This is a genomic window from Dactylosporangium sp. CA-152071 (genome assembly GCF_050936335.1).
Taxonomy (GTDB): Bacteria; Actinomycetota; Actinomycetes; order Mycobacteriales; family Micromonosporaceae; genus Dactylosporangium; species Dactylosporangium maewongense.
In genome coordinates this window covers 1,993,662-2,018,404 of record NZ_JBNJMZ010000002.1, presented here as the reverse complement: position 1 = coordinate 2,018,404, position 24,743 = coordinate 1,993,662, and the positions used below count along the sequence as shown (strand labels likewise).

Here is a 24,743-nt window from a genome sequence, read left to right as displayed (position 1 = left end):
ACCGGTGCCGTCCTTCGCTGGATTCATCGTCGCCGACGGGTGGCCGGACCTCCAGGACGTTGACCGGAACTTGGTCGGAACTTGTCATACCGGAGGCATAGGGTGGCGGCAGCGGCAGAACACGCGGTCTGGGGATGGCGATGGTCGAGGTCGACGGGGCGTTCGGAGCGCTCGTGCGTGCTCACCGGCAGCGTCTGGGGCTGACGCAGGAGGAGCTGGCCACGAAGGCCGGCCTGAGCGTCCGCAGCATCGTCAAGTTGGAGGGCGGCCGGATCGGGGTGCCGCGGCCGCCGACGGTGCGGCTGCTGGCGCAGGTGTTCGGGCTGACCGGCGCCGACGCCGAGGACTTCCGCCGCTGCGCGGCCGGCGTCGCCGCCGAGCCGCCCGCCGGCGGGCGGGTGGGTTCCGGCCGGGTGCCGGCGCAGCTGCCGCCGGACGTGTCGGCGTTCACCGGCAGGGAGGCGCAGCTGGCCGCCCTCGACGCGCTGGCGTTCGCGGCCGCCGACCAGCCGACGGCGGTGTTCGTCGCGGTCGTGACCGGGCCGGCGGGCGTCGGCAAGACGGCCCTCGCGGTGCGGTGGGCGCACCACGTCCGTGACCGGTTCCCCGGCGGGCAGCTGTATGTCAACCTCCGCGGCTATGACCCGGCCCGGCCGATGGCCGCCGGCGACGCCCTCACCAGGTTCCTGACGGCGCTGGGGGTCGCCGCCGAGGACGTGCCGGTCGACGAGGACGACCGGGCCGCCCGGTTCCGCACCGAGGTGGCCGACCGCCCGCTGCTGCTCCTGCTGGACAACGCGTCGTCGGCCGAGCAGGTCCGGCCGCTGCTGCCCGGCACCGCGTCGTGCACGGTGCTGGTGACGAGCCGCGACACGCTGCCGGGGCTCGTCGCCGTCGACGGCGCCCGGCGGGTCGAGGTCGACCTGCTGACCGCCGGCGACGCGGAGGTCCTGCTGCGGCGGCTGATCGGGGCGCGGGCCCGGTCCGCGCCCGACGCCGTCGCCACCCTCGCCGAGCAGTGCGCGCGGCTGCCGCTGGCGCTGCGGGTCGCGGCCGAGCTGATCGCGGCGCGCCCCGAGGTGACGCTGGAGGACCTGGTCGACGAGCTGCAGGACCAGCGGCGCCGGCTCGCCGTGCTCGCCGCCGGTGAGGACCCGCGGGCGTCGGTGCCTGCGGTCCTGTCGTGGTCGGTGCGGCACCTGCCGCAGCCGGTCGCGCGGGCGTTCGGACTGCTGGGGCTGCATCCGGGGCCGGACTTCGACGCGCACGCCGCCGCGAGCCTGACCGGTGCCGGCCTGGCAGAGACGCGCGACGCCCTGGCGCTGCTCGTCCGGGCACACCTCGCGCACCGGACGGGTCCGGGCCGCTACGGCATGCATGACCTGCTGCGGGCGTATGCGGGCGCACATGCCGAGCAGCCGGGCGAGGCCCGCCGGCGGATGTTCGACTTCTACCGCGCGACCGCGGCGAGCGCCGTCGCCACGCTGTTCCCGCGTGCGCAGATGCCGGCGGCCGCGTCGCCGGTCCTGCCGCCGGGTGACCGGGATGCGGTTTCGCCGGTTCGTCTGGTGGGTGACCGGGATGCGGTTTCGCCGGTTCGTCTGGTGGGTGACCGGGACGCGGCCCACGCCTGGCTGGAGGCCGAGCGGGCGGCGTTGCTCGCGATCGTCGCCGAGGCCGCCACGAGCGGGCACCCGACGCACACCGTCGACCTGGCGGCGATCCTGGCGCGCTATCTCGTCGACGGCCCGCCCGCCGACGCGGTCACGGTCCACGGTCTCGCCGCCGACGCGGCGCTCGGCGACGGGGCGAGGGAGGCGGCGGCCCGCGACGCCCTCGGCCTGGCGCTGCTGCGGCAGGGCCGGCCCGCGACCGCCACGGCGCAGTTCGACCGGGCGGAGGCCCTGTTCGCCGATCTCGGCGACCTCGCCGGCCAGGCCCGCGCCGCCCTCGGGCAGGGCCTGGCCGAGGGTCAGCGGCACCGGCTCGAGGCCGCCGCCGCCAGGTTCGAGCGCTCGCTGCACCTGTTCGAGCAGGCCGGCGACCGCACCGGTGAGGCCCGCGCCCTCAACAACCTCGGCCTCGTCGAGGAGCGCCTGGGCCGCTACAGTCCCGCCGAGGCGCACCAGCAGCGGGCGCTCGTGCTGTACGAGCAGCTCGGCATCCTCCTGGGAGTGGCCGCCGCCCTGACCGACCTGGGCATCGTCGAGCACCGGCTCGGCCGGGCGGAGCAGGCCGCCGCGCACCACCGCCAGGCCTTGGAGCTGTTCCTCGACGGCCGCGACCGCCTCGGCGAGTCCTGGGCGCGCAACGGCCTCGGCGAGGCCGCCATGGCCTTCGGCGACCCGTCCACCGCCCTCACCCACCACGCGGCCGCCCTCGCCGTCGCGACGATCGCCGCCGCCCGCGACCAGGAGGCTCGCGCCCACCTCGGCCTCGGCGACGCCCACGAGGCCATGCACGACCTGTCCAGCGCCCGCGCGCACCACGAGGAGGCGGTCGCTCTGTTCACCGAGCTCGGCATGCCCGAGGCCGACGGCCTCCGCACCCGCCTGACCCGCGCCCCCGAAGAAGGTCCCCGCTGACTCCGCCCGCCGTGTTGTGGGCGTGCGGGTGTCCGTGCCGCCGCAATCCGTCCGGGACCAAACCTGATGTGACCGTGACAGGGGCGACGCGCCGACCCCGGGCCGGCGGGGACTGGCGGCAGGCGGCGGCGCTGCTGCTGCACGACGGCCGGCTTCGGGCCGGGGCCGCGCGGCATGTCTCGGATCGACCTGAGGAACCGGCCGGCGCGTTCCAGATCGGTGGCACCCGCCTTGCCGACCAGGTCGACGAGGATCCATTCGCGCTGGGTCGGCTCGTCGAGGGCGTCCACGAGAGCATCGGCCTGCGGCCATGCGCCGCGGTCCGCGAGGTCACGGACGAGGATGCCCAGCGCGGCGGTCCGCAGGGCCGGTGCGCCGATGGACCTTTGCGGTGTCCTCGGCGGCGCGGTACTGACCGGACTCGACCAGTGCACGGGTGATCTCCATCAGTGCTCTGCCCTTGGCGTGCGCGCCCCGGATCGACCCGGCGACCAGCCGGGCCTTTTCCAGCGATCCCGCGTCCTTCGCCAGCGCGCTCACGACCTCGCAGAGTGCCCGTTCGCGCTCCTCCTGGTCGGTGATCGACCGCGCGAGGACCTCCGCGCGGTCGAACTCGCCGAGGCTCGCCCAGGCGGCGGCCAGGTCGACCGGAATTCGCGTGCCGCGGCGCCGCAGGAACGCCTGGTGTGCCGCGAGCCGTCCGACCGTGTCGAGGTCGACCTCGACACGCGACCGTGTCGAGGTCGACCTCGACGCCGGCGGTGAGCAGCCGTGCGGTCGCGTCGATCTCGGTCATGGTCAGGTGGTCGCCGCCCGCGGCGACGAGCACCCTGTCGTGCAGCACCCGGTCGACCCCGCGCTCCACCAGGCGGGTCGCATCGCCCGTCGTGAGCAGCAGGGCGCCGTAGCCCGACAACAGGTAGACCGGCGTCTCCTGCGGCCATCCTTCGCCGCGGTACCGGTCGGCCCAGGCATGGATCCTGTCCTGCAGCTCGGTCAGGTGGCCCGGACCGATCCGCTCGATGGCGGTGGTCCGCAACGCGTCATGGCTGAAGACGTACACCTCGGTGTCCTGCCCCACCCGCCACCGGCTCGGCTGGGCCAGGAACAGCCGGCCGGCCCGGCTGCCCAGCAGCTCGGCGAGCCCCCAGTCCGGCCGTCCGGTCAGCTCGGCGAGATCCCGTCCCGTCAGCGCGCCACGCGCGGCGGCGAGCAGGCCGAGCACGTCCGGTCCTGGACCGGCGCCGCCGAGCAGGACCTTCAGGTCGCGGATCAGATCATGCCGGATGACCGCCGCCGCCGGCGAGCTGGTCAGCGTGCGTACGACGGACGGATCACGGAGCGGATGGTCCCGTGGGACGTCGTCCGGCAGCGGTGGATTGGGCCTTGACGCGACCATGACCCGGACGTTGGCGTGCGGGCGTCTGGGCAGCAGCGCGGCGATGCTCGGGGTGTGCAGGTCGGTCGCCAGCGCCAGATCCTCGTCGAGCCCGTCGACCAGCAGGACGAGCCGGCGTTCCTGCCGGGCGCAGCGCTCGCCGGCCCGGTCGAGGAGATCCAGGAACAGGGTGTCCCGCTTCGGTTCGGTGATCGCCGGCGCCGGCTCGTCGAGCAGTTCGGCGAGCTGCTCGATGACGAACTCGGTGAACGCGATCCTGCCGTCCTGCTCGGCAGGCTCGCCGAGATGAAGAACGGCACCACGCGGACCCCGGCCGGCGGCCGCAGCGCGAACCAGGACAGCAGCGCGGTCTTGCCGGCCCAGGCCGGTGCCTGCCACATGACGTACTGCCCCGCGGTGCCCGTGGCGAACGCGGCCAGGTCCGCCAGCTCGCCGTCGCGGCCCTCAAGGGTCTGCGGCGCGATCCGCTCCACCTGGTGCCGGTACGTCGACCGCGCCGGCCCGGCAGCGTGGAAGTAGTTGTGCTGGACGTTGTGGTCGCCGATCTGCACCCCTTGCGACCGCGAACCGGCCTCGCCGGATTCAGATGCGGCGCCCATACCCCCGATGATGCGCACTGCCGGGCCACTTGTTCAATGCCTGAACTGATGAATGTGCATTGACGCCGGCTGTCCGGTGCGCATCGCAGCGGCTTGGCGAAACAGGGCGGGCACTCAGGGTCGAGCGGCAGAATCGGCGGGTGATCAGTCGAGTGGGGGCGGCCGACGTTCGGCTCTTCGATCGGGCGATGGCCGAGTTCGGGGTGGTGCCGGGTGGGGGCCGGGCGTTTCTGGGCAGTCCGGGCGCGTTGGCCTTCGTGGCTTCTGACGGTGCGGAGGTCTTCGGTTGGTGCTGGGGTTATCTCCTGGTCCGGCCGGATGCGTCCTCGATGCTGTACCTGCATCGGCTGGAGGTGGCGCGGCAGCACCGCCGGCGGGGAGTCGGCAGGGCGTTGCTGCGGGCGTTCATGGCGGACGGCGTGCGGGCCGGTGCCAGCAGGATGTTCTTGACGACGGGAGAGGCGAATGTCCCGGCCCGGGCGCTGTACGAGTCGCTGGGCGGTGGGCTTGCCGCGCAAGGTCCGACGGTCAGCTACTGGTTCCCGCTGCGGCCGGACACGGCGGCCGATCAGCCGCCTGACTGCCGGGCCTTGCTGCTCACCGGCGTCGCCGGGGTGGGGAAGTCGACCGTGGCGGACGCGGTCGGACGGGTGCTGACCGGGGCCGGCCACGTCACGGCGGTCGTCGACACGGACCTGTTGGCGCAGTTCGGGCCGCGTGCGGGAGGCTATGACGAGCTCAAGTGCGCCAACCTGGCCTCGGTGTGGGCGAACTTCAGGGCCGCCGGCGCGCGCTTCGTCGTCGTCGCGGCCGTCGTCGACAGCGTGGCCCAGCGGGAACGGTATGCGGAGAGTCTCGCGGGCTGTGCCGTCCGGGTGGTCAGGCTGACCGCAGATTTCGGCATCGTCCGCGACCGCCTGTACCGACGAGACACCGGACCGAAGCTTGAACAACACCTGCGGGCGCTGGACCGGCCACCGGTCGCGACCGCCGTCGAGGACCTCACGGTCGCGAACGACCGCACCCCCGCCGAGATCGCCACGGAGATCCTCGGCCGGGTGGGATGGGCGTGACCAGCGGTCAGCGGTGAGGGCGGAGGTGGCGGGCGACGGTGTCCAGGGCGTCCAGGACCTCGGCGAGGGCCGCCGGCTCGTCGGTGCTGAGGGCGGCGGCGACCGTCGGCGCGATGTCGATGGCGGCGACCTCGCGCTGGCGGGCGGTGGGGGTGGGGTTGCGGGCGAGGAGCTGGCGGCGGCGGTCGGCGGGGTCCGGCTCGGCGAGCACGGAGCCCGCCTCGCGCAGGCGGGCCACGGCGCCCGAGACCGCGCTCTGGGGGAGGCCGGTCCGGGCGGCGACCTCGCCGACCGTGGTGCCAGGGTGCTCGTATACGTCGGACATGACGATGACGACGGTGCGTTCGCCGCCGCCGGTCGACGGCAGGGCCTGCTCGCCGAGCTTCATGAGCGTGCGGCCGAGCAGCATCAGTTCCACGGGACCCATGTGAGGCAGAGTACATCATTCTTGATGCATCAGAAATGATGCATTACGTTGGGCGGCATGGACACCTCAGTGAAGGTCGACGGAGCCCGGATCCACTACGACGTCACCGGCCGCGGGCCGGTGCTGCTGGTCGCGCAGAGCGGGGAGGGCGACGCCGACAGGACCGTCGATCTGGTCGGTCACCTCGCCGGGCAGTTCACGGTCGTGACGTACGACCGGCGGGGGCTGTCCCGCAGCCGGCCCGACGACCCGGCCGCCCCGGTGTCGGTGCGGCAGCACGCCGACGACGCGGCCGCCGTGCTGCGGCAGGTCACCGACGCGCCGGCGCTGATGCTCGGGCTGAGCCTCGGCGCGGCCATCGGCCTGCACCTGATCGCCGCGCACCCTGGCACCGTCGGCACACTCGTCGCGCACGAGCCGATCGCGCCGCGGTTCCTGACCGCCGCCGAGCAGGCCACGGCGCGGGCAGACCTGGAGAGCGTCCGGCGGGCGCACCGGGAGCAGGGCTGGCGGGCGGCGGCGGCGCGGGTCGCCGCGGTGCTCGGGATCGACCCGCACGCGCAGGAGACGGAGCCGGGTATCACCCAGTTCCCGTTCACCGAGGCGCGCGCCGCCAACTTCGAGTTCTTCCTCGCCAACGACCTGGCCGCCGTGCTCGCCGACGGCCTGGAGCTCCGCGACGTGCCGAAGGCCGCACACGTCATCCCCGCGGTGGGGAGGACCAGCCCGCGTGACGGGTTCGACTACCTGGCGGCGCAGGCGCTCGCCGTACACCTGGAAACCCCGGCGCGAAGCTTCGCCGGTGGCCACAACGGCAACCTGACGCACCCGCGCGCGTTCGCCGAAGGGGTGTGCGAGGTCCTGGAGATCAGGACGGCGGCCCGCCGGTAGCGTCGCGGAACTCGAACACCGAGGCGGTCCAGCCGGTGTCCGGGGTGGCGTCGAGGGCGGCGCTGATCGTGCGCTCCTCGAACCGGAAGTGCGACTCGAGGATGGCGGCGAGCCCGTCGATCGAGTCGGTCGAAGGCCCGTCCGCGAGGCCGGCGATCCGGGTCAGCAGCCCCGCGATCATCTCGTGGTCCTCGACGAGCTTGGCGACGGTGCCCTCGAGGTCGGGGCGCAGGCGCAGCAGCTCGGCGAACATGCCGGCGTCCTCGCCCTGGTGGTGCGCGGTCACCGCGGCGCAGAACGCGAGGCAGTGCGTGGTGAGCGTGCCGGGGGAGCCGGCCCTGAGGGTGGCGAGCTGCCGCCGCAGCTCCTGGTGCGCCTGCTTGAGCTGGAGGCTGAACGCGACCGCCCGGTCGCCGTGCTGGGGTGCCATGGAATGGCTGCCCTTCGGTCCCGCACCTCCATGCCTGACGCAGACCGTCACCGGCACGCGATGCTGGACCCATTCAATCAGGGGCGCGCCGCCAGGTGGTCGGCGAGGTGGGAGACGACGAAGCGGGCGTCGTCCTCGATGCCGTGGATGAAGGTCGACTTGCGGCGGCGCAGGACCGGCAGGCCGAGGGCGTAGAGGCCGGGGCTGGGCAGGACGCCGCCGTCGTGGTCCAGGTTGCCCTTCGCGTCGAGGACGGGGACGTCGAGCCAGTCGTACACGGGACGGAAGCCGGTCGCCCACACGATGCTGCGGATCTCGCCGGAGGTCAGGTCGAGGTGCAGCCGGGAGGTGGCCGGCACCCGGGTCGGGGGCAGTGGCTCGATCGGCGGGAGGCCGGCGAAGGCGTCGAAGCCCCGCAGCAGGCGCTGCTGCTTGAGGTCGGCGAGGGAGAACACGTTGCGCAGGCCGCCGGAGAACAGCACGCGGCCGTCGCGGAGCCCGGCCCAGCGGCCGACGAGCTGGACGCCGAGGTCGGTGAGGGCGTTGAGGTCCAGCGTCGAGCGGTCCGGCGTGCCGGCGAGCTGCGGCGACGGCAGCCGGCGGGCGCGGGTGAGGTCGTCGATCTCGTCGTGGCGCTGGTCCCACACCCCGGAGGCGTCCATCCACCAGAGGATGTCGCGGTCGCGGTACGTGCGGGGCAGCCGCGTGTGCTCCCCGACGGCGAGGGTCACGGGCCGGCCGGAGCGCTGCAGCTCGGCGGCGAGCTGCACGCCGGTCGCCGAGGCGCCGACGACCAGGACCCCGCCCTCCGGGAGCTTGGACGGCCCGCGGTAGTCGAAGGGCGTGAACTGCTCGACGTCACCGGGGACCGCCGAGGCGAACGCGGGCACCACGGGCCGGTTGCAGGCGCCGCTCGCGATGACCACGGTCCGGCAGCGGAACAGGCCCTGGTCGGTGACCACGTGATAGCCGTCGTCGACCCGCCGCACCGCGGTCACCGTGGTGCCGGTGCGGACGGGGGCGGCGGTGACGGTGGCGAAGCGCTCGATGAAGTCGACCACTTCGCCCATCGTCATGTACCCGTCGGGGTCGGCGCCGTCGTAGGTGGACCCGGGCAGGCGGGTCAGCCAGTTGGGCGTCAGCAGCCGCAGGGAGTCCCACCGCTCGCGGCGCCACGAGTTGGCGACCTCGCCGCGCTCCAGCACGACGTGGTCGATGGACCGCTCGCGGAGGAAGTGACTGGCGGCGAGGCCGGCGTGTCCTGCGCCGATGACGACGGTGGTGACGTTCAACGTGGGGACCTCAGGCCACTTCGACCGTGACGTCGGTGGGGTTGGTCAGCGCGTCGAACACCGCGGACCGCTTCTGCGACTGCGCGACGAGCGCCTGGATGTCCTCCTTCGACGCGTCGGCGTCGATGGTGAAGGTCACCTTGATGTCGTTGAAGCCGTTGCGGACGTCGGCGTCGGCGCCGAGGATGCCGCGGATGTCGTGCTTGCCCTCGACGACGGCGTCGACGGAGCGCAGCTGGATGCCGCGGTTCTGCGCGACCGACGCCACGCCCGCGGTGAGGCAGCCGGCGAGGCCGACGAGCAGGTACTCGATCGGGGTGATGCCGTTGTCCTCGGCGGCGAAGACCGCGGGGTGGTCGGCGTCGAACACCGACTCGTTCTTGTGGCTCTGCTCCTGGCCGAGGCCGTAGAACTGCTGGACCCGCGTGGTGCTGTGCACGCCGTGGTCCCACTTCGAAGTCGCCCGCCAGGTGAACTGCGCGGCCTCGGGCGCGCTCTGCAGCGCGGTGCGCGCCTCGAGCAGGGCCTGCACGTTGACGCCGTTCTCAACCGTGGTCATCGGATGACGCTCCCTTCAAACAGCCATATTCCCCATCGGGATGGTTGACAGTACATCGGCTTCGCGGCGACGGCTATGATCGCCACCATGAGTTCAGCCTCGACCCGCGCGGCCGGCTCGGTCGGCGTCGTCGAGGCCCAGTATGCCGACCTGCCCGGACCGGTCCACCTTGACTGCGGCCGGGAGCTGTCCCGAGTTCGTGTCGCATACGAGACGTACGGGACGCTGAGCGCACAACGGGACAACGTGATCCTCGTCTGCCACGCGCTGAGCGGCGACGCGCACGCGGCGGGGGAGTCCAGCGGGCCGAGGGAGAGCACCCGCGACGGCTTCGGCGCCGAGGACCGCGACGGCTCGGCCGGCAAGGGTCTCGGTTGGTGGGACGGGATGATCGGCCCGGGCAAGGCGTTCGACACCGACCGGTTCTTCGTCGTGTCGACGAACCTGCTCGGCGGCTGCGCGGGCACCACCGGCCCCTCGTCGATCGACCCTGAGACGGGCCGGCCGTTCGGCGCGGACTTCCCCGTGGTCACCGTCGCCGACATGGTACGGACCGAGCGCGCCCTCCTCGACGTGCTCGGCATCGAGCGGCTGGCCGCGGTCGCCGGAGGGTCCCTCGGCGGGATGCAGGCCCTGCAGTGGGCGGTGCTCTACCCCGACCAGGTCGACGCGGTCGTGATGATCGCCAGCACGCACGCGCTGCACCCGCAGGGCCTGTCGTGGAACGCGATCGCCCGCGACTCGATCATGCGCGACCCGGACTGGCAGGGCGGGCATTACTACGGCACCGGCCGGAAGCCCGACGCGGGCATGGGCGTGGCGCGGATGGTCGGTCACGTCACCTACCTGTCGCAGGCGTCGATGGGCGACAAGTTCGGCCGGCGGCTGCAGTCCTCCGACGACGTCCGCTACACGATCACCGACGCCGAGTTCCAGGTGGAGAGCTACCTGCGGCACCAGGCGGAGACGTTCGTGCGGCGCTTCGACGCCAACACGTACCTCTACACCTCGCGCGCCCTGACCTACTTCGACCTGGCCCGCCAGCACGGCGAGGGGTCGCTGGAGCGGGCGCTGGAACACGTGCGGGCCCGGACGCTGCTGATCGCGTTCACGTCCGACTGGCTGTACCCGCCGCAGGCCTCGCAGGAGATCCACGACGCCCTGGAGAGCACGGGCAAGCCCGTCGAGCTGCACGTCATCGACGCGCCGTACGGGCACGACTGCTTCCTGCTGGAGGAAGCCCGGCAGACGCCCCTGATCCGCGCATTTCTGAACCTGGAAGAGGCACCGTGACCGACAAGCCCCTGCGGGCCGAGGAGGCCCGCGAGTTCGGGTTCGAGACCCGGCAGCTGCACGCCGGGCAGCGCCCCGACCCCAACACGGGCGCGCGGGCCGTGCCGATCTTCCAGACGACCAGCTACGTCTTCGAGGACCCGGAGTCCGCCGCCGCGTACTTCAACCTGCAGGAGTACGGCAACACGTACAGCCGCATCATGAACCCGACCGTCGCGGTCTTCGAGGAGCGGGTCGCGAACCTCGAGGGCGGCAGCGGGGCGGTCGCGTTCGCCAGCGGGATCGCGGCGCAGGCGGCGGCGCTGTTCACCCTGCTGCAGCCCGGTGACCACGTGGTGTCGTCGTCCGCGCTGTACGGGGGCACCGTCAACCAGTTCAAGCACCTGCTGCGCAAGATGAGCGTCGAGGTGACCTGGGTCGACCCGGACGACACCGACGCCTGGGCGAAGGCCGTCCACGACAACACCAAGGCGTTCTTCGGCGAGACGATCGGCAACCCGTCGGGCAACGTCCTGGACATCGAGACCCTGGCCCGCATCGCGCACGAGCACGACCTGCCGCTGATCGTCGACAACACGTTCGCCACGCCGTACCTGTGCCGCCCGATCGAGTGGGGCGCCGACATCGTCATCCACTCGGCGACGAAGTTCATCGGCGGGCACGGCACCAGCATCGGCGGCGTCGTGGTCGAGGCCGGCACGTTCAACTGGTCCAACGGGCGCTTCCCGGTCGTCGCGGACCCGTCGCCGGCGTATCACGGGCTGCAGTTCCACGAGACGTTCGGCACCTACGGGTACCTCATGAAACTGCGCGCGGAGACGCTGCGCGACCTGGGTGCGGCGCTGTCGCCGTTCAACGCGTTCCTGTTCCTGCAGGGCCTGGAGACGCTGTCGCTGCGGATGGACCGGCACGTCGCCAACGCCCGGCGCGTGGCGGAGTTCCTGGCGGCGCACGACCTGGCCGCGAACGTCACCTACCCCGGGCTGCCCGGCAGCCGGTACCGTCCGCTGGTGGACAAGTATCTGCCGCTGGGCGCCGGCGCGGTGTTCTCCTTCGAGTGCGCCGGCGGCCGCGAGGGCGGGCAGGACCTGATCCGCGGCGTGCAGCTGTGGTCGCACCTGGCCAACGTCGGCGACGCGAAGAGCCTCATCATCCACCCGGCGAGCACCACACACCGCCAGCTCAGCGACGACGAGCTGCGCGCGGCCGGGGTCGCGCCGGGCACGGTGCGGCTGTCGGTCGGCACCGAGTCGGTCGACGACCTGATCTGGGACCTGGAGCAGGGCTTCGCGAACGTCAAGGCAGGTGGCTGATGACCTCCCTCGATCTCAACCTGTACCAGGACCCGCTGACGATCCAGCGGGTGTTGCACGGCGCCCGGACGATCGCGATCGTCGGGCTGTCCGGCAACGAGCTGCGGGCCAGCCACTTCGTCGGCTACTACCTCAAGCGGCACGGCTACCAGGTGATCCCGGTCAACCCGCGCGAGCCGCGGATCCTCGGCGAGACCAGCTACCCGAGCCTGACCGACGTGCCGGTCCCGGTGGACATCGTCAACGTGTTCCGCGCCCCCGACGCGCTGCCGGGCATCGCCCGCGACGCCGTCGCGATCGGGGCGGGGTCGCTGTGGACCCAGTTCGGCGTCATCAACGCCGAGGGCGCCCAGATCGCGGCGGACGGTGGCCTGACGGTGATCATGGACCGGTGCCTGAAGGTCGAGCACGCCCGCTACGTGGGGCGCATGCACTGGCTCGGCTTCAACACCTCCCGCATCACGTCGGTGCGCGGCGGCCTGCAGTAACGGTCACCGCGTCCAGCCGACGTCGACGTACTGGCGGTCGCTGCGCAGGCCGAAGGCGCCGAAGTCGGCCAGCCCCGGCCGCACCGCCGAGATCTGCGGCGTCTGGAACAACGGCACCGAGTGCCCTGCCTTCCACAGCAGGACGTCGGCCTGGTTGAGCAGGTCCACGGCCTTGCCCCGGTCGGTCTCCGCGCCCGCCTGGTCGAGCAGCTTGTCGATCTCCGGCGCGCCGACCTTGCCGTAGTTCTGCTCGCCGTCGCTGCGGTACACCGGGAACAGCAGCGACGGGAAGATGTTGTCGACGTTGCGGAGCGACGTGAGGTCGAAGGCGCCGATGTTGACGTACCTGCTGAAGAAGTCGTTCAAGCCGCCCCGGCCCGTCACGGCGCCGCCGGTGCTGCGGGTCACCGGGCTGCGCCGCACCTTCGGTGTCCACAAGGGATGCAGCTGGTGTTCCAGGATCCGTTCGCCAGCCTCGACCCGCGCCTGCCCGTCGGCGACGTCGTCGCCGAGCCGCTGCTCGCCCAGGGCCGCCCCGCCCCGGCGGCGCGGGCCCGGGTCGCGGAGGTACTGCGCCTCGTCGGCCTCGACCCCGCGCTCGCGCGTCGCTTCCCGCACGAGTTCTCCGGCGGGCAGCGGCAGCGCATCGCGATCGCCCGCGCGATCAGCGTCGCCCCCGACCTGCTGGTGCTCGACGAGCCGGTGTTCTCGCTCGACGTGACCGTGCAGGCCGCGATCCTCGCGCTGCTGGGACGGCTCCAGACGGACCTGGGGCCTGGCGTACCTGTTCGTCACCCATGACCTGGCGGTGGTCGCCCAGATCGCGGACGTCGTCAGCGTCATGTACCTCGGCCGCGTCGTGGAGACGGGTCCCGCGGCGCTCGTCCTCGGCGACCCGCTGCACCCCTACACGCGGGCGCTGCTGTCCGCGGTGCCGGTGCCGGACCCGGTGGCGGCGCGGCAGCGCCCGCCGATGCTGCTGCCGGGCGACCCGCCGGCGGCCGACGAGCGGATCACCGGCTGCGCGTTCCGCCCGCGGTGCCTCCTGTACGCCACCCTGTCACCGCCCGAGCGCTCGGTGTGCGAGACCACGCCACCGCGGCTCGTCGACCGTGCCGCGTGCCACCACGTCTGAGTCCCGGGTGGACACGACGAACGTGGCGGCGACGTGGTCGTGCCAGCCGCGCTTCCACGGTCCGGGGTCCAGCAGCGGGGACAGGTAGAACAGCAGCCCGCCGAGGCCGCACGACAGGCAGCCGGCGATGGTCAGGAAGAACGTCCTGCTGAACGCGGCTCCCCACCCGGGCTCGTCGCCGTCGAGGCGGACGACCCGCAGCCGCATCACCCGTTTGCCGATGGTTTCTCCGTACGCGCCGAGCATCACGAACTCGTAGCCGCACAGCACCCCGAAGGCCGGCACGGCCAGCATCGCCGGCAACCGGCTGCCGTCCCCGAGCAGCAGCACCGCCAGCCCCAGCACCAGCACCGCCCCGGCCAGCACCCCGGTGTCGATGAGCCGCGCCACGGCCCGGTCCCTGACCGTCGCCGGCGCCATCGGCGGCCCCTCCTCCACGTCCCCGATCATGCCAGTGACCTGGTCCGGCGTCCCCCGAACGGGTCATCCCGGGCGGCGGGCGCCGAGCGGTCCGTCAGATGTGCCCGTGGGGACGGGACCGAACGAATCGGGTGATGGGATGACGACGTTTTCCGCGAGCGACCTGCTGCATCCGGCCGACGAGTCGGCGCGGCGCCATCTGGAGTCGATGAGCGGGCTGCAGAACGCGGTCAAGACGTACCACAAGAACTTCAGCGAGCGGCTCATCCGCAACGGCCAGCTCGCGGAGGCGCTCCGGCTCGGGCCGCACCAGCTGCCGGAGATCTACCGGCTGCTGCCGCCGATCTGCGAGGCGTTCGGGATCGAGGAGCCCGAGCTGTACCTGGCGCTCGGGCCGGTCAACGCGTTCACGACCGGCGCGACCAGGACGTCCATCACGCTGTACAGCGGGCTGCTCGACCACCTGTCGCCGGACGAGATCGAGGCGGTGATCGCGCACGAGTGCGGGCACATCCTGTGCCAGCACATGCTGTTCCACTCGATGGCGCAGTTCATCGAGCTCACCGTCAAGGTCGGCAGCGCCGCCAACATCCCGATCGCCTCCACGGTGCTCAGCGTCGCCTCGCACCCGCTGCGGATGGCGCTGAGCAACTGGAGCCGCAAGAGCGAGCTGTCGGCGGACCGGGCGGCCGCGGCGTACATGGGCAGCGCCGACGCGATCACGCGGGTGATGTTCCGGTTCGCGGGCATCCGGCACGACTCGCGGTACACGCAGAACATCCAGCCCTTCGCCGACCAGGCCCTCGAGTACGAGGCGCTGCGGGAGTCGAAGTGGGACCGGTTCCTGCAGTGGCAGATCAGCCAGTCCTCGACGCACCCGCTGCTGGCGGTGCGGGTCAGGGAGATCCAGAGCTGGGTCGGCACGCCGACGTTCGCGAACCTCGCGGCGCTGGCGGCGAGCGTGCGCTCGGCGCCGCGCTGCCACAGCTGTGGCGGGCGGACCCAGCCCGGCTGGCGGCACTGCCAGCGCTGCGGCACGACGCTCATCTACGGCGGCGCGCCCGCCGTGGCCGCCACGGGTCCCATCCCGGGGCAGCCGGTGCCGCAGGCCGGTGCCCAGCCGGCCTGGAAGCGGTGATCCGGCGATGGGCGTGTTCAAGAGCGAGCGGCGCTTCTGGCTCGACGCACCGATCGACCCGGCGCCGATCGTCGCCGACGTGACCCGGCACTTCGAGGGCGCCGGATACCAGGTCGTGTCGGCGCGGACCGGGGCCGGCGCGTGGGACGTCGACGTCACCCGCACCGGCATGTTCCGCACCGTGGCGGGCATGCGGACCGCGTTGAAGATCCGGCTCGAGTGCGACGAGCAGGCGCTGGTCGCCCGGGCCGGCGTGGGGGTGCTCGGCCAGCAGGCGCTGCCGACGCTGATCACGGCGTTCGTGTTCTGGCCGGTGATCCTCACGCAGGTGTGGGGCGTGGTCCAGGCCGCGCGCATCGACAACGACGCGATCAGGGTGATCGAACGCAGCGTCGAGCACCGCAAGGCCCTGCCGCCGCCCGCACCGGCAGCGCCCGGCCAGCCGCCCGCGAACGGCTGCGCCCGGTGCGGACAGGTCAACGACACCGGCAGGTTCTGCACCAACTGCGGGGCGCCGCTGCCGGTCGGGTGACGCGGCGCCGGGCGGCGTCAGGACGTGGCGCGCAGCTCCGCCTGCATGGCGCTCAGCAGGTCCATCAGGTCGGCCGCCGCGCCGCCGGCCGAGCGGGGGATGCCGTCGCCGAGGTCGACGTGGGTGGGTGGCGCCCCGGCGATGCTGGCGACGGAGCGGAACGTGCGCCCGGGGAACGCCCGATAGGGGACCGCGATCACCACCGAGCCGCGGTCCTTGTCCAGCCAGTACAGCGCCGCGTCGGTGAGGAGCAGCCCCGCGCCGACCGGCAGCCGGCCGACCGCCAGGGTCTGCTCGCGGTCGGCGACGCCCGCCGTGCTGCGGATCGTCCGTTCGAGGCGGCTGCGGGCAGCGGGCGCGACCTGCATGCCCGCGATCGCGCCGGTACGGGCCGCGACGACGGCATCGATCAACGCGGCCGGCGGCGCGGCCGGTGACTGCGGCGCCGCGGGCATCGGCGGCGCCTCGTCCGGCAACGGCAGCGCGTACCCGTACGGCGGCGTGCTCGTGTACGGCGGCGGGCTCGTCTGCGGTGGCGTGCTCGTGTACGGCGGTGTGTTTGTGTGCGGCGGCGGGTCTGAGGTCGGCGGCGGGTCTACGGGCGGCGGTGTGTAGGTGCGGGGCTGCGCCGGCGGTGGCTCCACGGGCGGCATCCATGGTGGGGCCGGCTCCGGCTCGTCGGGCGGCGGCGCGATGGGTTCCCAGGGGCCGGCGGGGACGCCGATGGCGAGCTTCGCCTCGGCCTGCATGATCAGCTGCGGGATGCCACGCGTGGTGTCAAGGATCCTGCGGCACCGGGCCCGGTCGCCGCCGGGACCCGCCTGCCCGGACCGGTGCTCGCCTGAGCGGGCCGGCAGCAGCCCGCTCAGGCCGGGCAGCTCGCGCATCAGCTGCAGCGACTCGATCAGGTCGAGGCCCAGGAGCCGGTGCCGGCACACGTCGGGACGCTGGAGATCGACCGGGGCGACCCGGCTGGTCAGGATCGCCCGCGACTCGCCGCGGTGCCCGGTGAGCGCGCCGATCAGGTCCGCCCAGCGCGGGTCGCGCCAGCGGCCTTCCGGGGTGAGCAGGCTCTCCAGGCCGTCCAGCACGATCAGCAGGCCACGGTCCGCGAGGAGCTTGGCCAGCTGCGGCAGGAACGCGTGCAGGCCGGCGACCGACTCGACCGCCTCGGCCATGGCGAACCCGTACGGCTGCAGCTGGCGCTCCAGCGACCGGGCCAGGCCGAGGAGCGCGCCGGCGAACCCGTCCGGCGGCGGCGCGGCCCAGTACGCGGAGGCGGCGAACGTGTCGTGGCGGCCGTAGGCGAGCTCCAGGGCGCACGCGGTCTTGCCGACGCCCGCTTCGCCGTCGAGCAGCACCGTCGTGAACCCGCTGCCCGCGGACAGGGCCCGGCCGGCGGAGATCAGCACCGCGGTGCGGCCCACGAAGGACTCCGGCTCGGCCGGGAACCCCGCCATCGGCGCCTGCGCCGGGTCGAGCACGGGCCCGGCGGCCGGCGGCACCAGCGGCAGCGTGGCGGTCGCCGCGCCGTGCAGCGTCGGGACGGCGATCGAGATCGCGGGCCGGTCGGGCGTCGGCGTCGTGCCCGCCGCCGGCACCGCCCGGGCGACCGCGGCGGCCACGGGCAGCTCGAACGTGAACAGCCCGGTGTACACCTCGCGGGCCAGCGCGATGGCGTACTCGTCGCTCACCGGGAACCGCATGGCCAGCACCGCGGCGCCGAGCTCGCGCGCGATCACGTGCGCCAGGCTGCTGCCGGCCCACCGGACCGGGCCGCGCTCCAGGCCGCCGGGCCCCGGACCCGGCAGACCCCACCCGGCGAGGTCCCGGCCGGAAGGGCCACCGTCCGGGTCGTCCGGGCCACCGGCCAGGCCGGCCCAGGCCGCCGCCTCCGCCAGGCCGGCGCCCGACTCGCAGGCCGACAGCACCACCAGCTTCAGCTGGTTCTTGCCCGGGCGCAGCAGCTCGACGAGATCGTCGGTGCCGACGAGGTCACGGCCGCCGGTCTCGGACTCCAGCACCAGGCCGCCCGCGGTGCCGTGCGCCGAGATGTGCAGGACGTCCGGCCCCTGGCGCAGCCACATCTTGTTGATCAGCTCCTGGCGGGTCGCGCCGTACTGCAGCACCTCCAGGTCGATCGCCTTGCGCTCGTGCGCCGCCAGCCGGCGGACGAGCCGGCTCAGCGCGAACCGCTCGTGCCGCAGCGCGAGCGCCGTGGTCGCGGTCGGCTGGCCGAACACCGCCAGCATCCGCAGCCGCGCCCCGACCGGCCGCTTGTCCTGCCCGGCGCCCGCTGCCCGGAAGACCAGCGCGATGTCGCCGCGGGCGGCCAGCGGTACACCGGCGACGTGCGCCAACTCGAGCGGCCCTGGATCGACCGGCGGCGCCGCCTCGACCCACACGGTGGCGGGCCGCGCGGCCACGATCGCCCGGCCGATGCCTTCCCCGAGCACCTCCCGGCCCAGCCACTCCCCGAACCCGTCGAGGACCGCGGACCCGCCCCCGCTCCCGTGGCGCACCAACCGGTGCAGGTCGTCCATTCCGGCGGCCTGCCAGGCCGACCGGTCGACCCTGACGGTGTGATCGCCGAGCACGTTGCCGGCGGCGTCGGTCAACAGCCACCGCCACGCATGCCGGCCGTCCACGTCGATCGCCTTGAGGATCAGTTCCATCACGGACCAACGTAGAGGACGGCCCCTCACGCGCGACAGTCCCCGATCGCGCCGCACGCACCCGTCAGGGGCCCTGGATCAGGCGGTCCAGGATGGCGCGGGCGGCGGCGAGCTTCTCGATGGACCGGGTGATCCGGGCGCGCTCCTCGGCGAGCCCGTCGAGCAGCTCAGGGCAGGTTGGAGCGAGCACGGTCGTGTCGTCCGGGACGCAGGGCAGGATCTCGGCGATCACGGTCGTGCCCAGGCCGGCGGAGAGCAGGAGCTGGATGTGCCCGACGGTGTGGATCGCCCGCCGGTCGTAGTCGCGGTAGCCGCTCGCGCGGCGGGTGGGGTGCAGCAGGCCCTGCTCCTCGTAGTAGCGCAGGGCTCTCGGCGTGGTGCCGGTCCGGCGGGCGAGCTCGCTGATCCGCATGCCCTGCACTGCATCAGGACTTGACCTTCACGTCAACGTGAACGTTTACGGTCGGCGGCGTGACAGACACCGACATCGCGATTCTCGGGCTCGGTCCGATGGGCCGGGCGCTCGCCGCGGCGGCGCTCGCCGCCGGCCGCTCCACAGTGGTCTGGAACCGGACGCCGCAGCGCGCGGCGCCGCTCGTCGAGCAGGGTGCGGTGCTCGCGCCGTCGGCCGGCGACGCGGTGGCCGGGGCCAGGGTCACCGTCGCATGCCTGCTCGACTACTCCGCCGTCCGGGCGTGTGTGGCGCCCGTACGGGACCGCTTCGGGGGCACCCTCGTCAACCTGAGCAGCGGACCCGCAGCGCAGGCGCGCGCCATGGCGGACTGGGCCGGGCAGCACGGCATCGACTACCTCGACGGGGCGATCCTCACGCCGGCGCCGACGATCGGGACACCCGCCGCGACGGTGCTCTACAGTGGCGCCCGCCGCTCTTACGAGCGAAACCGCCGCACCCTGGAAGCCTTCGGCGGGACGGGTGTCCACCTCGGTGAGGACGCCGGCGTGGCGGCGGCCTACGAGATGGCGCTGCTCGACGTGTTCGCCATGTCGGTCGGCGGGCTCGCGCACGCGTTCGCGCTGGCCATGGCGGAGGGCATCGAGCCGGCCGCGTTCGCGCGCTTCGCCAGGGGCATCGGCGCCATGCTGCCCGGCATGGCCGACCGCTTCGCCGACCAGCTGACCGAGGGCCGCTTCCCCGCCGACATCTCCAGCATCGCGTCCGCCGGCTCCGCGATGGCCCACGTCGCCGACGCCGCCACGGCCCGCGGCATCGACGCCGCCCCGCTGCGCGCCGTCCAGCGCATCGTCGACCGAGCCGTCGCCGCGGGCCACGGCGGCGACAGCTACGCCCGCCTCGCCCAGTTCCTCGGCGAGCCCGCGGCCTGACCGGACGAGACCGGCACGCGGGTGGCGGTCCGGCTCGTCCGGCAGGGGCGCGTCGCTGAGGCCGTCGACCTCGTGCGCGTGCCGGTGGAAGCGCGCGCGGTGGTCGAGCGGGAGCTGGACGCGGTGTTCTGGCAGCGGTTCAGCGGACAGGTACGCGGGCGGACCAGTCCTCGAAGCGGGTCGGGGCGATGACGACGCCGGGGCGGGGGATGAGGGCGTCGCCCGGGACGGCGGCGAACAGGCCCGCCGAACTGTCCGTGATGACCGGGCGAGGGTCGTGGTGGGCGGCGAGGGCGAGACGGCCCAGCGCGTCGAGGGAGAAGACGTCGGGGCCGGCGACCTCCCGGGTGCCCCGCAACGGCGCTCCGACGCTGACGTCGGCGACGGCGCGGGCCACGTCGTCGGCGGCGATCGGCTGGATCGGGGTGGCCGGCAGGCGCACGGCGTGCTCGTCGGAGGTCCACGACATCACCGTGTCGATGAACTCGAAGAACTGGGTGGCGCGGATGATGGAGTACGGCACCGGGGCGGACTTCAGGATGTCCTCCTGCGTGATCTTCGCCCGGTAGTAGGCGAGGTTGGGCACGCGGTCGATGCCGACGATCGACAGCAGGACCGTGTGGCCGACGTCCTCGGCGACGGCCGCCCGCAGCAGGTTGTCCATCGTGGTGCGGAAGAACGCCGCCGCCCTGTCGTCGAACGTCGGCGAGCTGGTCACGTTGATCACGACGTCGGCGCCGCGCAGGCCTTCGGTGACGCCCCGGCCGGTGAACAGGTCGAGACCGGTGGACAGGGCGTGCGGCACGGCCCGGTGGCCACGCGAGGTGAGGATGTCGACGACCCGTGAGCCGATGCGGCCGGTGCCGCCGATCACAGCGATGTGCATGATGTCCTCCCTACAAGGCGTTCCTACAAGGCGTTCAGAGCTGGGACTCCCTGGACAGCGTTCGGAGCTCGGCCTCGTCGACGAGCGTCAGCATCGGCTCGCCGGGGGCGCAGAACATGGTGACGATGAAGCGGAGCGGGACGTCGTCGCGGTTGTTGCCGTCCCGGAAGTGGATGACGTCGCCGCCCGGCTCCCAGAACGCCTCCCCGGCCTTGACCACCCGCGGCGGCGAGCCCTGCAGCTCGAACAGCATCTCGCCCTCGAGGACGAAACCGAACGCGGGCCCGGGGTGCCGGTGCGGGGGCGTGCCGGGGTCTCCCGGCGGGAACTCCACCATGACAGTCATCTCGTGCGCGTCGGCCGGGATCCACGGCGGTGTCGCCTCCTGGACGACGGTGACCGCCGACCTCCAGGCATCAGAGTGAGCCTTCATGCCGGCGCACTACCCGCCCAGGCCGGGCCCACACAAGCCGCCGGCGAGAGGGTGAGGCCGAGCCGTCCCGCGTCGCAGTAGCGTCGGACGTGGCTACCTCGGAAGGGATTCGTGATGTCCTCAACCGCAGTCCTGCTCGTCGCCATCATCGTCGTGCTCGTCATCGCGCTCATCGCGGTCAGCTACAGCCGGCACCGTCGCACCAATGAGCTCAAGCAGCAGTTCGGGCCCGAGTACGACCGGGCGATCGGCGAGCAGTCGAGCCGCCGCGCGGCCGAGCGCGACCTGCAGCAGCGCCAGCGCCGCCACGACGAGCTGGAACTCAGGGAGCTCGATCCTCAGCAGCGGCAGCGGTACGCGGAGCAATGGGAGCGCATGCAGGCCCACTTCGTGGAGGAGCCGGAGGCGGCCACCCGCGAGGCCGACGACCTGGTGACGAAGGTGATGCACGAGCGCGGATACCCGACCGGGGACTTCGACGTCCGGGTCCAGGACCTCAGCGTCGACCACGCCGAGACGCTCGGCCACTACCGCGAGGCCCACGAGATCAATCAGGTGAACGAGCGTGGGCAGGCGTCGACGGAGCAGCTCCGCCAGGCGCTGATGCACTACCGCCTGCTGTTCGCCGAGCTGCTCGGCGACCCCTCGGGCGGCGGCCGGCCGATCCCCGGGCACGGCTGAGACAAAGGCACGGCTGAGACACAGGCACGGCTGAGACACAGGGAACCACAGGGAACCGCTGAGACGCAGGGATGCAAGGAGGCGCGACCGTGATCCGAGACGACAACGCTCCCGTCGGTGGGGGCCAGGCGCCGCAGCCACCCGGGGCGTTCCAGACGCCGCCCGCGACGCCGCCACCAACGACCACCACGAGCGCGGGCGAGCCGGCCGCGCCGCAGACGACCACCACGAGCGCGGGCGAGCCGGCAGCGCCGCAGACCACCACCGCCGCCGCGCCGGAAGGCGTCCGCGACCTGAGCATCTGGGACACCGGCAAGGCCGACGAGTTCCGGCACCGCTGGCACGACGTGCAGACCCACTTCGTCGAGGACCCCCGCGGCAGCGTCACCGAGGCGCGCCAGCTGGTCGACGAGGCGATGCAGGCCCTGTCCGCCAGCGTCCACGAGCGCGAGGACCAGCTCGAACGCGCCGGCGCCCGGTCCTCGGACAGCACCGAGGGCATGCGCGACACGGTCCTGCGGTACCACCAGCTGCTGGACCGGCTCCTGACGGTCTAGAACCAGTATCAGAACGCGGCGAGCTCGGCGGCCGCCGTCTCAAGCGTCGCGTCGGTGCCGTGTGCCAGCATCCGCACGAACGTGGCGTCGCCGGCCGCCGCGGCGCGACGGACCTCCGTCGCCATGGCGAGGACCCGCCGGCGCACGACGCCGACGAAGTCGCCGGCCGGGCCGGGCCACCCGTACGCGTCGAGGAACAGCCGCAGCCGGCGCGGCCGGTCGGCGAACGCCGTGAACCCCTCCGCCGCCACCACGTGCCGCGCGTGCAGCGGCACCCACCCGAACGCGACCGACGCCAGGTCCTCCTCGACCGTGGCGGGCGCGGCGAGGTCCCAGTCGAAGAACCCGGCCAGCCGCCCGCCGGACCAGACCGCGTTGTACGGCGCGGCGTCGTTGTGCGCGATGACGAGCCCGGGCCGCCAGACGCTCCCGTCGCGCCAGACCGCGCCGTCCGGCGGCACGAACGTCGCGACGGCGGCGTGGTAGTCGCGCAGCCAGGTGGCCACCTGGCGCAGCGCGTCGTCGCTGTGCACCCAGTCCGGCCACGGCCGCTGCGCGCCGACGACCGTGCCGGGCAGGAACGACAGCACCTCTCGGCCCTGGTCGTCGACGCCGAGCGCGCGTGGCGCACGGTCGAACCCGGCGGACTCCAGATGCCGCAGCAGCAGGTGTACGGCCGGCGTCCACGCCCCCGCGGCCCGCCGGACGGTGTCGCCCACGCGGACCGCGCCGTTGTCGAACCCGCCGGCGAGGCGCTGCCCGTCGCCTTCAGCGGTCAACGGCGCTCCCGCAGCAGCGCCGCGACGTCGGCCGCCAGCCGGATGGTGGCCTCGATCTCGGCGCGGCGGATCGAGACGCTCTCGACGTTGAAGCCGTACGGCATGCCGAGGTGCTCGCAGAAGTCGGCGAGGTCCCGGGCGATCGCCATGGCCTGCCGGTAGGACTCGGCGAGCGGGTCGTCGGAGTAGCGGATCGAGTTCTGCAGCCAGCGGGGCACGTCGACGCCCAGCCAGCGGACGAACTCGAGCGTCTTGAGCGACCCGCACAGCGACAGCGTGAAGACGACGGTCCGCGGCGCCGTCCCCCGTTCCTGGCACGCGTAGAAGTAGTCGGAGAGCAGGTTCTTGGTGTCGTTCACGTGGTACACGACCTGCGAGACGAAGAACGAGCAGCCGCGCTCCTGCTTGGCCAGCATGCGCAGGTGCTCGTCGCCGCCGCGGGTGTGCCGCTCGCCGATGACCACCGCACCCAGCGGCAGGTCGGGACGGACCTCCTGCCGAACGGCCTGGGCGCGGCGCATGTCGGTGCGCACCGACTTGTCGCCCGACGACGCGCCGACGAAGACGCTGAGGACCCGGCTCGGGTCGGCGTGCCGCAGCCAGTCGGCGAGGTCGTCCTCGTGGTACTTGCCGACGCAGCGGTAGATGATCGTCGGCTTGTCCCAGCCGCCGAGGTGCTGCGCGTGGAACACGGCCGGGTCCATCGTCGGCAGGTACGGGAACGGCCGCTCGTCGGGGTTGCGGTCCGACTCGTCGTCGATGTCGTACAGGATGAGGCCGTCGACGTCGAGCCCGGCGAGCCGGTCGAGCGTCACCGCGGCGATCTCCTTGACCCGTTCATCGCTCTCGCTGCGCCGCGGCGGTGTCAGGCTGAACAGCAGGATCCCCGACCGCGCCTCCGCCAGCTTCTGGTGAAGACCACTTCCAGACATCCCATCACCTTACGAGCCGACCCCCGCCGCGGACGATGTCACCCGACTCACGCCTCAGCGGCACTACAGCCCGCTGTACCACGGATGCGGTGGCGCGGGGTATCGGTCCTGGTCGCCGCCGTGCCTAGCCTCGGACGGCATGAGATCCAACTGTGCGGTGCGCCTCGATGCGGTGTCGAAGGCGTACGGGTCGGGCAAGCACGCGGTGCGCGCGCTCGACGGGGTGACGGCCGGGTTCGCGCGCGGGACGTTCACCGCGGTCATGGGGCCGTCCGGGTCCGGCAAGAGCACGCTGCTCAACTGCGCGGCGGGGCTGGACCGCCCGACGTCGGGGCGGGTGCTGCTGGGCGACACGGAGCTGTCCGGCCGGTCCGAGACCGAGCTGACGCAGCTGCGGCGGGACCGGATCGGGTTCGTGTTCCAGGCGTACAACCTGCTCGGCGCGCTGAGCGTGGCGGACAACGTCACGCTGCCGCTGCGGCTGGCCGGGAAGCCGGTCGACCGCGGGCGGCTGGCGGGCGTCCTCGCCGCGGTCGGGCTCGCCGAGCACCACGACCGGCGGCCGGGCAGCCTCTCCGGCGGCCAGCAGCAGCGGGTGGCGGTCGCCCGGGCGCTGATCACCGGGCCGGATCTGGTGTGCGCCGACGAGCCGACCGGCGCGCTGGACAGCCGCAGCGGCCGCCAGGTCCTGGATCTGCTCAGGAGGATCGTCGACGAGCTCGGCCAGACGGTGCTGATGGTCACGCACGACCCGGTCGCCGCGGCGCGGGCCGACACCGTCGTGTTCCTCGCCGACGGGAGGCTGGCCGGCGAGCTGCACCGGCCGTCCGCGGAGCGGATCGCGCAGCGGCTGACCCACCTGGGGGACGCGTGAAACGGCGA

At 73.2% G+C, this 24,743-nt stretch carries 29 protein-coding genes; 16 read left to right on the top strand and 13 right to left on the bottom strand.

Going from position 1 to position 24,743, the window contains the following annotated elements; translation table 11 throughout:
- The first annotated feature begins 134 nt into the window (after positions 1-134).
- The gene (locus ACQEVZ_RS48885; RefSeq protein WP_433381618.1) at positions 135-2,585 is read left to right on the top strand and encodes an ATP-binding protein; all 2,451 of its coding nucleotides are present in this window, start codon (positions 135-137) and stop codon (positions 2,583-2,585) included.
- A 330-nt stretch (positions 2,586-2,915) separates the two neighbouring features.
- On the opposite strand, the gene ACQEVZ_RS48880 is transcribed toward ACQEVZ_RS48885, so the two are convergent.
- Positions 2,916-3,125: a hypothetical protein gene (locus ACQEVZ_RS48880; RefSeq protein ID WP_433381615.1), complete on the bottom strand. Its 210-nt coding sequence runs from the start codon at positions 3,123-3,125 to the stop codon at positions 2,916-2,918.
- A 505-nt stretch (positions 3,126-3,630) separates the two neighbouring features.
- Between ACQEVZ_RS48880 and ACQEVZ_RS48875 the strand changes: the two genes are divergently transcribed.
- From ACQEVZ_RS48875 to ACQEVZ_RS48865, 3 genes are all read left to right on the top strand, one after another.
- Positions 3,631-3,975: a hypothetical protein gene (locus ACQEVZ_RS48875; protein WP_433381612.1), complete on the top strand. Its 345-nt coding sequence runs from the start codon at positions 3,631-3,633 to the stop codon at positions 3,973-3,975.
- Positions 3,976-4,038: 63 nt separating this feature from the next.
- On the top strand, positions 4,039-4,503 hold the full coding sequence (locus ACQEVZ_RS48870) for a hypothetical protein (RefSeq protein ID WP_433381609.1): 465 nt from the start codon (positions 4,039-4,041) through the stop codon (positions 4,501-4,503).
- A 268-nt stretch (positions 4,504-4,771) separates the two neighbouring features.
- The gene (locus tag ACQEVZ_RS48865) at positions 4,772-5,656 is read left to right on the top strand and encodes a GNAT family N-acetyltransferase (RefSeq protein WP_433381606.1); all 885 of its coding nucleotides are present in this window, start codon (positions 4,772-4,774) and stop codon (positions 5,654-5,656) included.
- Positions 5,657-5,663: 7 nt separating this feature from the next.
- On the opposite strand, the gene ACQEVZ_RS48860 is transcribed toward ACQEVZ_RS48865, so the two are convergent.
- Complete coding sequence (locus ACQEVZ_RS48860; RefSeq protein ID WP_433381603.1) at positions 5,664-6,083, bottom strand: MarR family winged helix-turn-helix transcriptional regulator; 420 nt, start codon at positions 6,081-6,083, stop codon at positions 5,664-5,666.
- A gap of 57 nt (positions 6,084-6,140) precedes the next feature.
- Here ACQEVZ_RS48860 and ACQEVZ_RS48855 point away from each other — a divergent pair, with 57 nt between their 5' ends.
- Positions 6,141-6,974 (top strand): alpha/beta fold hydrolase, encoded by an 834-nt coding sequence (locus tag ACQEVZ_RS48855; protein WP_433381600.1) that lies wholly within the window; start codon positions 6,141-6,143, stop codon positions 6,972-6,974.
- Here ACQEVZ_RS48855 and ACQEVZ_RS48850 read toward each other — a convergent pair.
- From ACQEVZ_RS48850 to ACQEVZ_RS48840, 3 genes are all read right to left on the bottom strand, one after another.
- Positions 6,952-7,404: a hemerythrin domain-containing protein gene (locus ACQEVZ_RS48850; RefSeq protein ID WP_433381597.1), complete on the bottom strand. Its 453-nt coding sequence runs from the start codon at positions 7,402-7,404 to the stop codon at positions 6,952-6,954. The genes ACQEVZ_RS48855 and ACQEVZ_RS48850 overlap by 23 nt on opposite strands.
- 77 nt (positions 7,405-7,481) lie before the next feature.
- Positions 7,482-8,696 carry an NAD(P)-binding domain-containing protein gene (locus ACQEVZ_RS48845; protein ID WP_433381594.1) on the bottom strand — a complete coding sequence of 405 codons (1,215 nt, stop codon included), beginning with the start codon at positions 8,694-8,696 and terminating at the stop codon, positions 7,482-7,484.
- 10 nt (positions 8,697-8,706) lie between these two features.
- Positions 8,707-9,255: an OsmC family protein gene (locus ACQEVZ_RS48840; protein WP_344499896.1), complete on the bottom strand. Its 549-nt coding sequence runs from the start codon at positions 9,253-9,255 to the stop codon at positions 8,707-8,709.
- A gap of 87 nt (positions 9,256-9,342) precedes the next feature.
- On the opposite strand from ACQEVZ_RS48840, the gene metX reads away from it, so the two are divergent.
- From metX to ACQEVZ_RS48825, 3 genes are read left to right on the top strand one after another with little or no spacing between them, the layout of a single operon-like run.
- Entirely contained in the window at positions 9,343-10,548 is a 1,206-nt protein-coding gene (gene metX / locus ACQEVZ_RS48835) for a homoserine O-acetyltransferase MetX (protein WP_433381590.1), read from the top strand.
- A complete protein-coding gene (locus ACQEVZ_RS48830; protein ID WP_433381587.1) occupies positions 10,545-11,861 on the top strand; it encodes an O-acetylhomoserine aminocarboxypropyltransferase/cysteine synthase family protein in 1,317 nt (438 codons plus the stop codon). The genes metX and ACQEVZ_RS48830 overlap by 4 nt, the downstream gene beginning before the upstream one ends.
- Positions 11,861-12,349: a CoA-binding protein gene (locus ACQEVZ_RS48825; RefSeq protein WP_433381584.1), complete on the top strand. Its 489-nt coding sequence runs from the start codon at positions 11,861-11,863 to the stop codon at positions 12,347-12,349. Before ACQEVZ_RS48830 ends, ACQEVZ_RS48825 begins: the two co-directional genes overlap by 1 nt.
- A 3-nt stretch (positions 12,350-12,352) precedes the next feature.
- Here ACQEVZ_RS48825 and ACQEVZ_RS48820 read toward each other — a convergent pair whose 3' ends face one another.
- Positions 12,353-12,757 (bottom strand): hypothetical protein, encoded by a 405-nt coding sequence (locus ACQEVZ_RS48820; protein ID WP_433381581.1) that lies wholly within the window; start codon positions 12,755-12,757, stop codon positions 12,353-12,355.
- A gap of 42 nt (positions 12,758-12,799) precedes the next feature.
- On the opposite strand from ACQEVZ_RS48820, the gene ACQEVZ_RS48815 reads away from it, so the two are divergent.
- A complete protein-coding gene (locus ACQEVZ_RS48815) occupies positions 12,800-13,150 on the top strand; it encodes an ATP-binding cassette domain-containing protein (protein WP_433381578.1) in 351 nt (116 codons plus the stop codon).
- Positions 13,151-13,157: 7 nt separating this feature from the next.
- Positions 13,158-13,484 carry an oligopeptide/dipeptide ABC transporter ATP-binding protein gene (locus ACQEVZ_RS48810; protein WP_433381575.1) on the top strand — a complete coding sequence of 109 codons (327 nt, stop codon included), beginning with the start codon at positions 13,158-13,160 and terminating at the stop codon, positions 13,482-13,484.
- On the opposite strand, the gene ACQEVZ_RS48805 is transcribed toward ACQEVZ_RS48810, so the two are convergent.
- Complete coding sequence (locus ACQEVZ_RS48805; RefSeq protein ID WP_433381572.1) at positions 13,410-13,934, bottom strand: RDD family protein; 525 nt, start codon at positions 13,932-13,934, stop codon at positions 13,410-13,412. The genes ACQEVZ_RS48810 and ACQEVZ_RS48805 overlap by 75 nt on opposite strands.
- 109 nt (positions 13,935-14,043) lie before the next feature.
- On the opposite strand from ACQEVZ_RS48805, the gene ACQEVZ_RS48800 reads away from it, so the two are divergent.
- Both ACQEVZ_RS48800 and ACQEVZ_RS48795 read left to right on the top strand, forming a co-directional pair.
- Entirely contained in the window at positions 14,044-15,042 is a 999-nt protein-coding gene (locus ACQEVZ_RS48800; RefSeq protein ID WP_433381569.1) for a M48 family metallopeptidase, read from the top strand.
- Positions 15,043-15,049: 7 nt separating this feature from the next.
- Positions 15,050-15,574 carry a zinc ribbon domain-containing protein gene (locus ACQEVZ_RS48795; RefSeq protein ID WP_360562921.1) on the top strand — a complete coding sequence of 175 codons (525 nt, stop codon included), beginning with the start codon at positions 15,050-15,052 and terminating at the stop codon, positions 15,572-15,574.
- Positions 15,575-15,591: 17 nt separating this feature from the next.
- Here the strand turns inward: ACQEVZ_RS48795 and ACQEVZ_RS48790 are convergent, their stop codons facing one another.
- Positions 15,592-18,249: a CHAT domain-containing protein gene (locus ACQEVZ_RS48790; protein WP_433381565.1), complete on the bottom strand. Its 2,658-nt coding sequence runs from the start codon at positions 18,247-18,249 to the stop codon at positions 15,592-15,594.
- A 64-nt stretch (positions 18,250-18,313) separates the two neighbouring features.
- Positions 18,314-18,661: a MerR family transcriptional regulator gene (locus ACQEVZ_RS48785; protein ID WP_433381562.1), complete on the bottom strand. Its 348-nt coding sequence runs from the start codon at positions 18,659-18,661 to the stop codon at positions 18,314-18,316.
- Positions 18,662-18,720: 59 nt separating this feature from the next.
- Between ACQEVZ_RS48785 and ACQEVZ_RS48780 the strand changes: the two genes are divergently transcribed.
- Positions 18,721-19,593, top strand: a complete 873-nt coding sequence (locus tag ACQEVZ_RS48780; RefSeq protein WP_433381559.1) for an NAD(P)-dependent oxidoreductase — start codon at positions 18,721-18,723, stop codon at positions 19,591-19,593.
- A 139-nt stretch (positions 19,594-19,732) separates the two neighbouring features.
- On the opposite strand, the gene ACQEVZ_RS48775 is transcribed toward ACQEVZ_RS48780, so the two are convergent.
- Positions 19,733-20,479, bottom strand: a complete 747-nt coding sequence (locus ACQEVZ_RS48775) for an SDR family oxidoreductase (protein ID WP_344499922.1) — start codon at positions 20,477-20,479, stop codon at positions 19,733-19,735.
- Between the two features lie 34 nt (positions 20,480-20,513).
- Positions 20,514-20,912, bottom strand: coding sequence for a cupin domain-containing protein (locus ACQEVZ_RS48770; RefSeq protein ID WP_344499924.1), 399 nt, complete (start codon positions 20,910-20,912; stop codon positions 20,514-20,516).
- Positions 20,913-21,026: 114 nt separating this feature from the next.
- Between ACQEVZ_RS48770 and ACQEVZ_RS48765 the strand changes: the two genes are divergently transcribed.
- Complete coding sequence (locus tag ACQEVZ_RS48765; protein ID WP_433381554.1) at positions 21,027-21,593, top strand: hypothetical protein; 567 nt, start codon at positions 21,027-21,029, stop codon at positions 21,591-21,593.
- Between the two features lie 89 nt (positions 21,594-21,682).
- Positions 21,683-22,150 carry a hypothetical protein gene (locus tag ACQEVZ_RS48760; protein ID WP_433381551.1) on the top strand — a complete coding sequence of 156 codons (468 nt, stop codon included), beginning with the start codon at positions 21,683-21,685 and terminating at the stop codon, positions 22,148-22,150.
- Between the two features lie 8 nt (positions 22,151-22,158).
- Here ACQEVZ_RS48760 and ACQEVZ_RS48755 read toward each other — a convergent pair whose 3' ends face one another.
- Together ACQEVZ_RS48755 and ACQEVZ_RS48750 are read right to left on the bottom strand one after the other, a co-directional pair.
- Positions 22,159-22,929: a phosphotransferase gene (locus tag ACQEVZ_RS48755; RefSeq protein ID WP_433381548.1), complete on the bottom strand. Its 771-nt coding sequence runs from the start codon at positions 22,927-22,929 to the stop codon at positions 22,159-22,161.
- Entirely contained in the window at positions 22,926-23,861 is a 936-nt protein-coding gene (locus ACQEVZ_RS48750) for a methylenetetrahydrofolate reductase (protein WP_433381545.1), read from the bottom strand. The genes ACQEVZ_RS48755 and ACQEVZ_RS48750 overlap by 4 nt, the downstream gene beginning before the upstream one ends.
- 139 nt (positions 23,862-24,000) lie before the next feature.
- Between ACQEVZ_RS48750 and ACQEVZ_RS48745 the strand changes: the two genes are divergently transcribed.
- Positions 24,001-24,735 carry an ABC transporter ATP-binding protein gene (locus ACQEVZ_RS48745; protein ID WP_433381542.1) on the top strand — a complete coding sequence of 245 codons (735 nt, stop codon included), beginning with the start codon at positions 24,001-24,003 and terminating at the stop codon, positions 24,733-24,735.
- Positions 24,736-24,743: the final 8 nt, after the last annotated feature.